Source organism: Sinorhizobium sp. BJ1 (assembly GCF_002531555.1).
Classification (GTDB): Bacteria; Pseudomonadota; Alphaproteobacteria; order Rhizobiales; family Rhizobiaceae; genus Sinorhizobium; species Sinorhizobium fredii_B.
In genome coordinates, this window is record NZ_NWTH01000024.1 from 15,628 (window position 1) to 28,359 (window position 12,732).

At 62.2% G+C, this 12,732-nt stretch carries 14 protein-coding genes and 1 tRNA gene; 6 read left to right on the forward strand and 9 right to left on the reverse strand.

Features of this window, described 5'->3' with window-relative positions:
* Positions 1 to 939: a protein-methionine-sulfoxide reductase catalytic subunit MsrP gene (msrP, locus tag CO676_RS24630; RefSeq protein ID WP_097523003.1), complete on the reverse strand. Its 939-nt coding sequence runs from the start codon at positions 937 to 939 to the stop codon at positions 1 to 3.
* Between the two features lie 275 nt (positions 940 to 1,214).
* Between msrP and CO676_RS24635 the strand changes: the two genes are divergently transcribed.
* The 3 genes from CO676_RS24635 (at position 1,215) to sugE (ending at position 4,393) form a co-directional block, all read left to right on the forward strand.
* Positions 1,215 to 2,612 (forward strand): DegQ family serine endoprotease, encoded by a 1,398-nt coding sequence (locus tag CO676_RS24635; protein ID WP_097523004.1) that lies wholly within the window; start codon positions 1,215 to 1,217, stop codon positions 2,610 to 2,612.
* Entirely contained in the window at positions 2,609 to 3,919 is a 1,311-nt protein-coding gene (locus CO676_RS24640; RefSeq protein WP_097523005.1) for a replication-associated recombination protein A, read from the forward strand. Before CO676_RS24635 ends, CO676_RS24640 begins: the two co-directional genes overlap by 4 nt.
* 159 nt (positions 3,920 to 4,078) lie before the next feature.
* Positions 4,079 to 4,393, forward strand: a complete 315-nt coding sequence (gene sugE, locus CO676_RS24645; protein ID WP_097523006.1) for a quaternary ammonium compound efflux SMR transporter SugE — start codon at positions 4,079 to 4,081, stop codon at positions 4,391 to 4,393.
* 61 nt (positions 4,394 to 4,454) lie between these two features.
* Here sugE and CO676_RS24650 read toward each other — a convergent pair whose 3' ends face one another.
* From CO676_RS24650 to CO676_RS24660, 3 genes are read right to left on the reverse strand one after another with little or no spacing between them, the layout of a single operon-like run.
* Positions 4,455 to 5,240 carry an ATP12 family chaperone protein gene (locus tag CO676_RS24650; protein ID WP_097523007.1) on the reverse strand — a complete coding sequence of 262 codons (786 nt, stop codon included), beginning with the start codon at positions 5,238 to 5,240 and terminating at the stop codon, positions 4,455 to 4,457.
* Positions 5,233 to 5,898, reverse strand: a complete 666-nt coding sequence (locus tag CO676_RS24655; RefSeq protein WP_014764123.1) for an HAD-IA family hydrolase — start codon at positions 5,896 to 5,898, stop codon at positions 5,233 to 5,235. The genes CO676_RS24650 and CO676_RS24655 overlap by 8 nt, the downstream gene beginning before the upstream one ends.
* Positions 5,898 to 6,890, reverse strand: coding sequence for an RluA family pseudouridine synthase (locus CO676_RS24660; RefSeq protein ID WP_097523008.1), 993 nt, complete (start codon positions 6,888 to 6,890; stop codon positions 5,898 to 5,900). The genes CO676_RS24655 and CO676_RS24660 overlap by 1 nt, the downstream gene beginning before the upstream one ends.
* A gap of 201 nt (positions 6,891 to 7,091) precedes the next feature.
* Between CO676_RS24660 and CO676_RS24665 the strand changes: the two genes are divergently transcribed.
* Positions 7,092 to 7,403 carry a DUF1883 domain-containing protein gene (locus CO676_RS24665; protein WP_097523009.1) on the forward strand — a complete coding sequence of 104 codons (312 nt, stop codon included), beginning with the start codon at positions 7,092 to 7,094 and terminating at the stop codon, positions 7,401 to 7,403.
* Between the two features lie 30 nt (positions 7,404 to 7,433).
* Here CO676_RS24665 and fghA read toward each other — a convergent pair whose 3' ends face one another.
* From fghA to CO676_RS24685, 4 genes are all read right to left on the reverse strand, one after another.
* Positions 7,434 to 8,267 (reverse strand): S-formylglutathione hydrolase, encoded by an 834-nt coding sequence (gene fghA, locus CO676_RS24670; protein WP_097523010.1) that lies wholly within the window; start codon positions 8,265 to 8,267, stop codon positions 7,434 to 7,436.
* A 17-nt stretch (positions 8,268 to 8,284) separates the two neighbouring features.
* Positions 8,285 to 8,944, reverse strand: a complete 660-nt coding sequence (locus CO676_RS24675) for a DUF1345 domain-containing protein (RefSeq protein WP_097523011.1) — start codon at positions 8,942 to 8,944, stop codon at positions 8,285 to 8,287.
* A gap of 35 nt (positions 8,945 to 8,979) precedes the next feature.
* Entirely contained in the window at positions 8,980 to 9,420 is a 441-nt protein-coding gene (locus CO676_RS24680; protein WP_014764128.1) for a YaiI/YqxD family protein, read from the reverse strand.
* A gap of 229 nt (positions 9,421 to 9,649) precedes the next feature.
* Positions 9,650 to 10,045 (reverse strand): helix-turn-helix domain-containing protein, encoded by a 396-nt coding sequence (locus CO676_RS24685; RefSeq protein ID WP_097523012.1) that lies wholly within the window; start codon positions 10,043 to 10,045, stop codon positions 9,650 to 9,652.
* Positions 10,046 to 10,330: 285 nt separating this feature from the next.
* Here CO676_RS24685 and CO676_RS24695 point away from each other — a divergent pair, with 285 nt between their 5' ends.
* Complete coding sequence (locus CO676_RS24695) at positions 10,331 to 11,218, forward strand: DMT family transporter (protein WP_048657490.1); 888 nt, start codon at positions 10,331 to 10,333, stop codon at positions 11,216 to 11,218.
* 11 nt (positions 11,219 to 11,229) lie between these two features.
* On the opposite strand, the gene lipB is transcribed toward CO676_RS24695, so the two are convergent.
* Complete coding sequence (gene lipB / locus CO676_RS24700; RefSeq protein ID WP_097523013.1) at positions 11,230 to 11,955, reverse strand: lipoyl(octanoyl) transferase LipB; 726 nt, start codon at positions 11,953 to 11,955, stop codon at positions 11,230 to 11,232.
* A gap of 195 nt (positions 11,956 to 12,150) precedes the next feature.
* Between lipB and CO676_RS24705 the strand changes: the two genes are divergently transcribed.
* Positions 12,151 to 12,235 (forward strand) — tRNA-Leu (locus tag CO676_RS24705).
* Positions 12,236 to 12,732: the final 497 nt, after the last annotated feature.

Genomic DNA, 12,732 nt, shown 5'->3' on the forward strand with positions numbered 1-12,732 from the left:
TCAGAAGTTTGCCCTGAGGTCCATGCCGGCATAGAGTCCAGCAACGTCATCGGCGTAGCCGTTGAAGGGAAGTGTGTCGCGACGGTTGGAGCCAAAGAACCCGTCTCCGCCGATGCGGTTTTCCGTTGCCTGGCTCCAGCGCGGGTGATCGACCGCCGGGTTCACATTGGCATAGAAGCCGTATTCATCCGGGGCGGCGAGGTTCCAGGTGCAGGGCGGCGCGGTTTCGGTCAGCGAGATGCGCACGATCGACTTGATCCCCTTGAAACCGTATTTCCACGGGACGACCAGCCGGATAGGGGCGCCGTTCTGGTTGGGCAACGTCTTGCCGTAGAGGCCGACGGAAAGGATCGTCAGGGGATGGCGTGCTTCGTCGAGCCGCAAGCCCTCGCGATAGGGCCAGGGCAGCGGCTGGAAATAGCCGGATTGGCCGGGCATTTCCTCGGGCCGCACCACGGTTTCGAACGCGACATACTTGGCGCTGCCGAGCGGTTCGACCTTGTCGAGGAGGCTGGCCAGCGGAAAACCGATCCAGGGGATCACCATCGACCAGGCCTCGACGCAGCGCATCCGGTAGGTTCGCTCTTCGAGCGGGAAGGCGAGGAGCTCCTCGAGGCCGAATTCCCGCGGCTTGCCGACGAGGCCGTCGACCTTCACTGCCCAAGGCGTCGGCTTGAAGCCTTCCGAATTGGCGGCCGGGTCGCCCTTTCCCGTGCCAAACTCGTAGAAATTATTGTAGGTCGTGACGTCCTTCTCTGGCGTCGGGGTCTCGTCGACCTTGTAGGGGCTAGCGGAGGGCTTGAGCGTGGCCGCGTGAGCCGCGCTTGCCCCGCCGAGAACGAGGCCACCTGCGGCGGCGAGAAAGCTGCGTCGATCGAGAAAGAGACGCTCCGGCGTGATTTCGGATGCGGAAATCTGTGGTGGGCGGTAGGCGGGCATAGCGCTTCCTCGACAGGGATTGAAAGCTGATTTCAGCCAAGATGAACAGAGATTCGATCACTGGGAAAGATGGAAGGGACCACGTTTTCGTGTGCGGCGCGTGAGCGGAGCCAGATTCCCAATGCAGCAGCCACCGCGCCTTCACGAATAGACGCAAAAGCCTGAAAATGCGTAAGAAACCCCAGCGCCTTTCATTGCGTAGCGGCGGCCTCGCGTTTGCCTTTTTTCTTGGGAAATCCTATCTGAACTAGCGGTAACGAAAGGGAGAATGCTTCATGATGTTTGGCTGTCGAGCCCTGCCGGCTCTTGTTCTTGCAATTGTCCTGTCGGCACCGGCCGTAGCGCAGGACGTCAAGACCGTCCCCCAATCCCACACGGAAATGCAGCTCTCCTTCGCGCCGCTGGTCAAACAGACGGCGAATGCCGTGGTGAATGTCTATGCCGAGCGGGCCGTCGAGCGGCGTTCGGTCTTTGCCGGCGATCCTTTCTTCGAGGAATTCTTCGGCCAGCGCATGCCGAACCGCACGGAAAAGCAGTCGTCACTCGGTTCGGGCGTGATCGTGCGCCGGGACGGCATCGTCGTTACCAACAATCACGTCATCGAGGGCGCAGACGACATCAAGGTGGCGCTCGCCGACGGGCGTGAGTACCCGTGCAAGATCGTCCTCAAGGACGATCGGCTCGATCTCGCGGTGCTCAAGATCGAAGCAGACGGTCCGTTCGATATCATCCCGATCGGTGATTCCGACGCGGTGGAAGTCGGCGATCTGGTACTGGCGATGGGCAACCCCTTCGGCGTCGGCCAGACTGTAACGAGCGGCATCGTATCTGCACTTGCCCGCAATCAGATCTCAAACGGCGATTTTGGCTTCTTCATCCAGACCGATGCGGCGATCAATCCGGGCAATTCCGGCGGCGGCCTGATCAACATGAAGGGTGAACTGATCGGCATCAACACCGCGATCTTCTCGCGCGGCGGTGGCTCGAACGGCGTCGGCTTCGCGATTCCGGCAAATCTGGTCAAGGTGTTCGTGGGATCGGCGGAGGGCGGTGGTGGCTCCTTCATCCGGCCCTTCGTCGGCGCAACCTTCGAGCCGGTCACCTCCGACGTAGCGGAAGCCCTCGGCCTCGATCGTGCCCGCGGCGCTCTGGTGGCGGCCGTCCAGCCAGGCGGACCGGCGGCAAATGCCGGCATCAAGCCCGGGCAGGTGGTCACGGCCGTCAACGGGATATCTGTGGAGCACCCGGATGCCCTCGGCTACCGTTTGACGACCGTTGGCATCGGTCATGAAGCGCGAGTGACCGTTACCGAACACGGTGAGGCACGCGACATCATCCTGAAGCTTGAGCAGGCGCCGGAAACCGCACCGCGTGACGAGCGACTGATCGAAGGAAGGAATCCCTTTGCCGGCGCTGTCGTCGCCAATCTTTCGCCGCGCCTCGCAGATGAGCTGCGTATGCCGACATCGCTGCAGGGCGTCGTCGTCACCGAGGTCAATCGCGGCTCGCCGGCGGCGCGCATTGGCCTTGAACCGAAAGATATCGTACGCTCTGTCAATGGAACGCCGATCGACAACTCGAAAACGCTGGAAAGCGCAGTCGCTGAAGATGCCTCGTTCTGGCGCGTCGAGATCGAGCGCGACGGCCAGCTTATCCGACAGTTCTTTCGATGAGCGACCTGTTTTCCACCAGTGAACCACCGGAAATGGCCTCGGCCAGGCCGCTTGCCGATCGGCTGCGGCCGCGGACGCTCGCCGAAGTGACTGGGCAGGAACACCTGACCGGTGCGGATGGCGCCCTGACGCGGATGATCGCCGCGGGCTCGCTCGGCTCGATGATCTTCTGGGGGCCGCCGGGCACCGGCAAGACGACCGTCGCCCGGCTGCTTTCCGGGGAGGCCGGTCTCGCCTTCGAACAGATCTCGGCGATCTTTTCCGGCGTCGCCGACCTCAAGAAGGTTTTCGAATCCGCCCGTGCCCGGCGCATGTCGGGTCGGCAGACATTGCTCTTCGTCGACGAGATTCACCGTTTCAACCGCGCCCAGCAGGACAGTTTCCTGCCGGTCATGGAAGACGGGACGGTCATCCTGGTCGGCGCCACCACCGAGAATCCGTCTTTCGAGCTCAATGCGGCGCTCCTTTCGCGGGCGCGAGTGTTGACATTCAAGCCGCATGACGAGGAGAGCCTTGAAGAGCTCCTGAAGCGCGCCGAACAGACCGAGGGCAAGCCGTTGCCGCTCGACGTGGACGCCCGTGCCAGCCTGATCCGCATGGCGGATGGCGACGGCCGGGCGGTGCTGACGCTCGCCGAAGAGGTCTGGCGGGCGGCGCGCAAGGACGAGATTTTCGACACTGAAGCGCTGCGCGAAATCGTCCAGCGCCGTGCGCCGGTCTACGACAAGAGCCAGGACGGCCACTACAATCTGATTTCGGCGCTTCACAAGTCGGTTCGCGGATCCGATCCGGATGCGGCGCTCTACTATCTTTGCCGCATGCTCGATGCCGGCGAGGATCCCTTGTATCTCGGCAGGCGGCTGGTGCGCATGGCCGTCGAGGATATCGGCCTTGCCGATCCGCAGGCGCTGGTGATCTGCAACGCCGCCAAGGACGCCTATGACTATCTCGGTTCGCCGGAAGGGGAACTGGCGTTGGCGCAAGCCTGCGTCTATCTCGCCACAGCGCCAAAATCGAACGCCCTCTATACCGCCTATAAAGGGGCAATGCGCGCTGCCAAGGAAAACGGCTCGCTGCTGCCGCCGAAGCATATTCTCAACGCCCCGACCAAGCTCATGAAGGGCGAGGGCTACAGTGAGGGATATCGCTACGACCACGACGAACCGGATGCCTTTTCCGGCCAGGACTACTTTCCGGAGAAGATGGGCCGGAAAACCTTCTACGACCCTCCGGAGCGCGGCTTCGAGCGGGACATCCGCAAGCGGCTCGAGTGGTGGGCCAAACTCCGGCGCGAGCGGAATTCGTGACGAGCCGTGCCGGGGGGCGCAGGGCAGCTTTGCCGACCAGCCACTTGCTGCCCACGCCGCCTTATGGCACAGACCGTAATGCAGATGGCTGCACGGGCTCGATCCTGATCGACCCGAACATCCGCGGGGACGGCCTCGCTCCAGATGAAGGAGCCTGAAATGGCCTGGTTCATTCTGCTTCTGGCCGGAATTCTCGAAATTGGCTGGGCAATCGGCCTCAAATACACCGACGGATTTACGCGGCTGACGCCGACCGTGCTCACGGTCGGCTCGATGATCCTGAGCATTGGCTTGCTTGGAATTGCCGTTCGTTCACTGCCTCTCGGCACGGCCTATGCCATCTGGACCGGCATCGGCACGATCGGCACCGTCGTGCTTGGCATCATCCTCTTCGCCGAGCCGCTGACGGCTGTGCGCCTCGGCTGCATCGGCCTGATCATCGCCGGTATCGCCGGCCTCAAGCTTGCGGCCTGACCCAAGCTCTGCCTAACCGATAGTAAGGCGCCTGCCGCAACGGCAGGCGCCTTTTTCGACGCTACCGCAGCGAGTCGAGTACCGCGCTGGCCGCACGCATTTCCTGCCAGCGGTTCTCGCGCCGTCGGAAGGCCTCCTCATCGGTGCCCCAATGTTCGATTTGCCAGTCCTCGTCGACATGGGCGGCCGCCCAGGCTTCTTCCGTCGAGAGTCGGCCCATGGCAAAGGCGAGCGCAAGCAGTGCCGATCCGGTCAAGGTGGTGATCGTGTGCAGGCAGGCGAGGCCGAGCGGTGTTGCAAAGGCGCGCAAGCCCTCCGCATAGGCGGAAATCGCCTCGCGCGGCTGTTCCTGGTGAATGACCCCCTCGGCAAGGATGAAGCGGGCGCCAAGCGATTGGGCGGCCCAATCGAGGATGGGATTCCAGATGGCGTTCTGCCGTTCCACCAGCCCGGCCGGGCTGTCGGCGCGATAGCAGAGAAGGTCGGTGCCGGCGAACTTTAAGATGTCGTCAAAAACCGCGCGCTGGTCGAGAGCGACACCGTCGATGGCCGTGTTGACGATGCGGGTCAGCGGCATGGCCGAAGGGTCGATGATATCGGCCTGTACGTCCCACTCGGCGGCCAACAGCTCGGCGAGCTTGAGCGTCGGCACGGTGAACGGCCGCCTTGCGGGCGTGCGAACCGACCGTCCGTCGAGTAGCACCGCGTACCCGTCGCCCTCGGCCTGGGCAACGCCGACACCCTTGTAGAAGCGCTTTGCCAGCGGCTTCTGCATCTGGATCTGGGCGCGGCGCACCGGATCTTCGTGGCTAAGTGCACCGCTCAAGTCGTCGCGAATATCAGGCATGGTTCAATCCCATCCATTCGATGATGTCTGCCGGCACTCGGGCGATGTGGTCGGCGCCGGCCTCGATCAGTTCCGGAACGCTGGCATAACCCCAGGAAACGCCGAGGGCGCCGGCCCCGGCTGCCTTCGCCATCTGCATATCGTAGATCGCGTCGCCGATGACAATCGTGTCTTTCGGATCGACGCCCGCCTCGATGCAGCACTCCATCACCATCGCCGGATTCGGCTTCGAGGGGCAATCGTCTGCGGTCCGCGACACGAAGAACAGCTTGTCGAAGCCGTGCGTCGCGGCGATGTGGCGGAGGCCCTGCCTCGACTTCCCGGTTACCGCCCCGATCAACAGTTCGTCCCGGGCGGCCAGGGCCTGCACCATCTCGGCAATGCCCGGAAACAGCGCCTCCTGAAAGACCTGTTCGCTGCGCACCGAGCCAAAGATGGCCTTGTAATGTGTCGTCATCGCGGTGGCGCGCGGGTCGACGTGAAGCTGGCCGAGCAACCGGGCGATGGCGATGTCGAGCGTCAGCCCGATGATCGCCCTCGTCGCCAGCGCCTCCGGCCGGGGGAGATCGAAAGCCTCGAAGGTGCGGCTCATCACCTCATGGATGAGACCGGCACTGTCGACCAGCGTTCCGTCACAATCGAAGAGCACCAGTTTCATCAATCGTCCTCGCCGGCGGCGTTCTCGTCGAGGCCGAGCAGATTCCAGCTCTGCACCATATGCGGCGGCAGGGGTGCGGTAATCTTGAGGCGGCCGCCATTCGGATGCGGAATATCGATGGAGCGGGCGTGCAGGTGCAGCCGGTTCTGCATGCCGCCGGGAAAGGTCCAGTTGACATCCGCATCGAAATATTTCGGGTCGCCGATAATCGGATGGCCGATATGGGCGGCGTGGACGCGGAGCTGGTGGGTGCGGCCGGTATAAGGTTCCATTTCCAGCCAGGCGAGGTTCTGGCCTGCCTGCTCGATGATCCGATAATAGGAAATCGCGTGGTCGGCCCCGTCGTCGCCGTGCTTGGCGATCCGCATCCGGTCGCCGTCCGGCGTCTGCTCCTTGACGAGCCAGGTGGAGACACGGTCCTCGCGCTTGCGCGGGACGCCCTTGACCAGCGACCAATAGATTTTCCTCGTGTCGCGTTCTCGAAAGGCGGCGGTCAATTGCTGTGCCGCGCCGCGCGTCCGGGCGATAACGAGTACGCCGGACGTATCACGGTCCAGCCGATGGACGAGGCGTGGCTTTTCGCCCTTCTGGCTCGTCCATGCTTCGAGCATCTTGTCGATGTGCCGGTTGACGCCCGAGCCACCCTGCACGGCGAGGCCCGCCGGCTTGTTGAGGACGATGACCTTGGCATCCTCGTGCAGCACCATGCGCGACAGAAGGTCTCCATCGGAGGAATGGCGCAAGTCCCGTCCGCCGATCGGGCCCGACTTGGTCTCCTTAGCGTCGACGCCAAGCGGCGGCACGCGGATCGTCTGACCGGGTTGGATACGCGTATCGGATTTCACCCGTGCGCCATCGACGCGGATCTGGCCGGAGCGCAACAGCTTCTGCAGCGGGCCGAAGCCCAAGCCGGGATAATGCACCTTGAACCAGCGGTCGAGGCGCATGCCCGCTTCGTCACCGTCCACCTGCCTGTGTTCTATGCCTGCCATCTGCCGCGACCCGCTTCCAGTTTTTCAAGAGGTGGCTTTAGACCATTGCGGCCATCAGGGCCAGTCCGGCGAAGGCCGTGGGATCAAAAGAACGACGGCGCAGAGGAGGCCGTAGCACCGCCTGTATGAACCACAACACCATTCGTTAAGGGCCCGCCGCTACTGTCGTGAGCGGTGTCTTATAAGGTCCGGTCGACGGCGATGGCGAAGCAAGCATTGAACTACACGCATTACGATCTGAACGCCCAGAGGGCCGGCACGCGGATCGAGATCACCCTGTCGGCCGTCGCCAATGTTCGCCTGATGACCGATGTCAATTTCGCGCGCTACAGGGAAACCCTGAAGCATCAATTCCTTGGCGGTGTGGCGCGGAAGTCGCCGCTACGCATGACGATCCCGGAGACCGCGCACTGGCATCTCGTGATCGACACCGAAGGCCATCACGGCCGGGCGGATTCGAGCGTCCGCGTGATCGAGTCTGGCGGCCAACCGCGATTCCAGCCGGCATCCTGACGGGCCGACCTTCGGCCAGCGACGTGCGCCTCAGCCGAGCCTCTCGGCGTGCCATCTCAGGTGATCATCCATGAAGGTCGAGATGAAATAATAGGAATGGTCGTAGCGCTCGTGCATGCGAAGCGTGAGGCCGATCCCGGTGCCCTTTACCGCCTCTTCGAAGAGCCACGGTCTGAGACCGTTGTCGAGGAAGCCATCCGCCTTGCCCTGATCGATCAGGAATTCCGGGAAGCGCGCCTCGTCCTCGACGAGCGCGCAGGCGTCGTACTGCCGCCAGGCGGCTTTATCAGCGCCGAGATATTTCTCGAAGGCGCCGACGGACCAGTCGGCACTCGACGGCGCGACGATCGGGGCAAAGGCCGAGCAGCTCTTGAAGCGCTCGGGGTTCTTGAGCGCGATGGTCATCGCGCCATGGCCGCCCATCGAATGGCCGAAGATACCCTGCCGGTCCATGTCGACGCGGAAATGCTCGCGGATAAGGGCCGGCAGTTCTTCGGTGATGTAGCTGTACATCCGATAGTGCTCGGCCCAGGGCTCTTCCGTGGCATCGAGGTAGAAGCCGGCGCCCTTGCCCATTTGCCAGTTGGTGAGCTCGTCCGCCACGTCCGGCCCGCGCGGGCTCGTGTCCGGGCAGACGACGATCAGCCCGAGCTCCGAAGCCATGCGGCGATACTCGCCCTTTTCCATGACATTGGCGTGGGTGCAGGTGAGGCCGGAGAGATACCAGAGCACCGGGCGCGGTTCGTGGGTCGCCTGCGGCGGCACATAGACGGCGAAGGTCATTTCGCCCTTGCAGGCAATTGAGTCGTGGGCGAAGACGCCCTGCATGCCGCCGAAGGCGGTGTTCTGCGAGATGATTTTCATCGAATGCTCCCTGGAAATTACGGAGTGCCGCCGGCAAGCTGGACCGCGGCGTTGACCGCAGCTGCAACAAGCACCGTGTTGAAGAAGAACGAAACGACCGCATGCATCAGGTTGATGCGTCGCATCGCCGTCGTGGTGATGGCGACGTCGGAGGTCTGCGCGGTCATGCCGATCACGAAGGCGAAATAGAGGAAGTCGTAGCCGCCGGGCGCGTCCGTCTGCGGAAAGGCAAGTCCCCGCGAAGCGGGATCGCTGCCGTCGGCGCGACGGTTTGCGAGCCAGTAAAGATGCGCATAGTGGAGCGCCGCCATAGTATGAACGGTTGCCCATCCAAGTGTGACCGAGGCGAAGGCAAGGATCAGTTCAACCGCGCCGCCGTCGCCGGTGCGATTGAGCGCGACGAACAGCGCTGCCAGCGAGATTGCTGCAGCCGAAAGCGTCACAAGAAAGATGATCGGTTCCGGCTCGCCGGTGTCGCGCGCATTTGCCTCGAGATATCCTCCGGTGAGCTTGGGCAGCCGGAAGGCCGTTATCGTCAGATAAATGCAGAAGAAGACGATGGCGGCGACCTCGATCGCCTGATCGCGAAACAATGCATGCCCCACCGGCGCACTGAGAAGGGCACCGGCAAGCGCCAGGTAGAATGGCCAATGTCTCAGGCGCGTCTTTGATTTCATTCGCCGCTCACGCTTATCGGCCGCCGTTCCGCGCGTTACCTTTTGACCTGACGGCAGAGCCGGTCAAGCGTTTCGAGAAAAGCGGAGCGGTCCCGCGCCGTAAAGGAGGCGTTGTAGCCCTTGCTTTCGCCCGTCTCCCGCAAATGCGCCCCGAGGTCGCGCATCGCAGAAGCCAGCCCGATATTCGCCTTGTCGAAGACGCGGCCGGTGGGGCCGGTGACGAGCGCGCCCGCGGCGACGCAGCGCCCGGCAAGCGGCACGTCGGCGGTGACGACGATATCGCCTTCACCCGCGTGCTCGGCGATCCAATTGTCCGCAGCGTCGAAGCCCGCCGATACGATGACATTGTGCACCATCGGGTCACGCGAGGGCCGTAGGCCCGAATTGGCAACGAAGGTGACTTCGAAGCCGCGGCGCTCGGCCACCTTGAGGATTTCCGCCTTCACCGGGCAGGCATCGGCATCGACATAGATCATCGGCAATCAACTTCTGAACAAAACGGAAAAGCGCCGGAAACCGCTCCGACGCCTCGATACTTTCGTTGCGACCTCAGTAGACAACGACCGAGCGGATGCTTTCGCCGGAATGCATCAGGCGGCACGTACGTCCATTTTTCTTCTCCCTCGAAAATCGCAACTGTTCGGCAATCGCACTGCAATCGTCAATACAACGACAGGCGACGCGCGTAAGCTGAAAATGCATGACTTATCGGATATTTTCCTCGATCCGCTCCATCTCGCTCTCAAGTGCAGCGATCGCTTCCCCGGTTTGTTCGTGGAGCCTTTTGACGAGCTCGAGTTGCTCGCGAAGTGAGGCATGCGAATGGAACGGCCTGTCGTCGGGGGCGCGGCCGATTCCGGCAAGCAGCCAGGCTGGCGTGACACCAAGCACGCTGGCGAGCATGAAGAGGCGGTTTGTGCGAGGCTCGGCGCGGTCGCGTTCCCAGGCGGATATGGTCTCGCTGCGCACGCCGACACTGCTTGCCAGTTCCTTGATCGAAAGCTTTGCCGCGTCGCGCGCTCTCCAGATACGGCCGCCCAGCGTGTCGCCATCTCCTGTTTGGCGCAGGCGCGCGATCACGGTTTCGGTGGATAAGCGCATGGCTCGCTCTCCTCTTCACCTACATTTTCGACGGCCCGCACGGTGTCGGAGTGCCTTGCGGAGCAAAGGTGAACCGAGCTTATAGGCATTTCTTCTCAGGCGGAGCACTCCGAAGCGTCATAAACACAGCCAAATGCGGCTCGCTCCCTTCGTTCGCCATTGTGCTCAGCTCGGCGTTGAAACCGCGGTGAAACGGGCTAGGTTCAGGGTCGAAGTTCAGCATTGGAAATGGAATTGCCCGTGAACGGATACGCACGAGCGGCCACTGCCCCGCGCAGCGCAGTGATGCAGGGTGTGACGATCATGCTGTTTGCCATGATCATCCTGCCCTGCATGGATGCCATTGCGAAATACATGGCGGTCCACGAGGGCATGTCGCCTGGGCAGGTGACCTTCTACCGCTTCTTCTTTCAGCTCGTCTCGATCGTTCCGCTGCTGCTGACGGCCGGCGGATTGCAGGCGATCTATCCGAAGCGGCTATGGCCGAACCTGCTGCGGGGCGTGCTGCTTGCTGGGGCCGCCCTGTTGTTCTTCGTTTCCGTGAAATACATGCCGCTTGCCGACGCATTCGCGATCTATTTCGTCGAGCCCTTCATCCTGACCTGCCTGTCGGCATTGATCTTGCGAGAGAAAGTCGGCTGGCGCCGGTGGACTGCTATTGCCGTTGGATTCGGCGGCGCGATGATCGTCATCCAGCCGAGCTTCGCGGTCTTCGGTTTGACGGCACTGCTGCCGATGGCCTGCGCCTTCCTGTTCGCCTGCTATCTTTTCCTCAATCGCGCCGTCGGCAGCGCCGATTCGCCGCTCGCCATGCAGACTGTTGCCGGAATTGGCGGCACGCTCTTCATGGTGGTCGTCATCGCAATCGGCAACGGATTCGGCGCGGTCGATTTCGAGCCTTCGCTGCCGCAATCGATTCTGGGCTGGATACTCGTGATCGCCCTGGGCGCGATTTCGGGCTACGGCCATCTCCTCGTCGTGAAGGCCTTCCGCCTTGCGCCGCTGTCGCTACTGGCGCCCTTCCACTATTTCGAGATCGTTTCCGCCACGGCCCTCGGCTATCTTGTGTTCGGCGATTTTCCGACGCCCTCCAGATGGCTCGGCATCGCGGTCATTGTCGGCTCCGGGCTGTTCATCATCTGGCGCGAGAGAGAAAAGCGAGATGCCGACTAAGCCGGTTCCGCTTATTCCCACCCGTTGTCGGTGCGTGTCGGACCGAAAACCGTCTCGAACGCTTCCCTGATCCGGATATCCACGTCGGACATCATCACCGGCAGGCCCAGGTCGACAAGGCTGGTCACGCCATAGTCCCGAATGCCGCAGGGCACGATGCCGCCGAAATGATCGAGATCCGGATCGACGTTCAGCGAGAAACCATGGAAGCTGACCCATCTGCGCAGCCGGATGCCGATAGCGGCGATCTTGTCTTCGGCCATTGATCCGTCGATGAGCGGCGGCTTTTCCGGACGGCGCACCCAGACGCCAACGCGGTCCTCCCGGCGCTCGCCCTTGATGTTCATCGAACCGAGTGTTGCAATGACGACGCTTTCAAGCGTCGCGACGAAACCGCGAACGTCCTGGCGGCGGCGCTTCAGGTCGAGCATCACATAAACGACTCGCTGTCCCGGGCCGTGATAGGTGTACTCGCCGCCGCGACCAGTCGCAAACACGGGAAAGCGTCCGGGCATCACCAGGTCGGTTTCATTCGCACTCGTCCCGGCCGTGTAGAGGGGTGGATGCTCGACCAGCCAGACCAATTCGTCGGCGGTGCCGTCCGCAATGGAGGCCGCCTCCCGCTCCATCGTCTCGACCGCCTCTGGATAATCGACGGGGGCAGGGGCGATGCGCCAGCGCACCGGCGGCGATTCCGGCGGCGCAAACATGGTTTGGCTGAGAGTCTCACGCTGCATAGGAAGCCTGCATTGACGATTTTTCCGGCCTGTACATGGGGCCGCGCGCAGCAAGAGTCCAGCGTTTCCAGAGCTTCGCGGAGAGGCCGTGGAAATAGTTCCATTTCGCGTCAAATTTCTGTCGTCATACCCTTGTGCACCCCGAATCCTTTTGCTACATGCAGCCCCGCCGACGCAATCGGCACCTACCACGATGCGGTCGTGGCGGAATTGGTAGACGCGCAGCGTTGAGGTCGCTGTGGGGCAACCCGTGGAAGTTCGAGTCTTCTCGACCGCACCATCAAAGATTAAAAAGGCCCCGTAACCTTCTGGTTGGACGGGGTTTTTATTTGCCAGACGTCGACGCGTGGACATCTGATGAGCTCGGCCGCCAGGTTGCCGCAGCTCGCTCTCCTACATACGGGCGTCGTTTCTTTCCCGGAATTGTTAGAGAGTGCCCGACTAGGCTACTCACGATGTCACCGTCTCTACACAACATTGTTTACCGCTAAATTCGTGAAATCCTAAAAAAAAAGTCGGCGAATGGCCGGGTTTTGGTTATGCTCTTATTGTCATGACGGATTCGCGAGAAGCGCCGGCATGATGGGGTGACAGAGCGACGAGTCTTGCGCAATGGCGTTCTCAAGCATCTGATGAGGCGCCGATCGATCGGTCCCGAACTGATATGCGGATAGTCGTCGTGAGCTGCTGCTTCGGCATCCGTTTTCAGTGCCGGTTAAAAAGGAACTTTGAAGTCAGGAAACCGTTCACTTGAAGCAATAGCCGAATGGCAGCGAT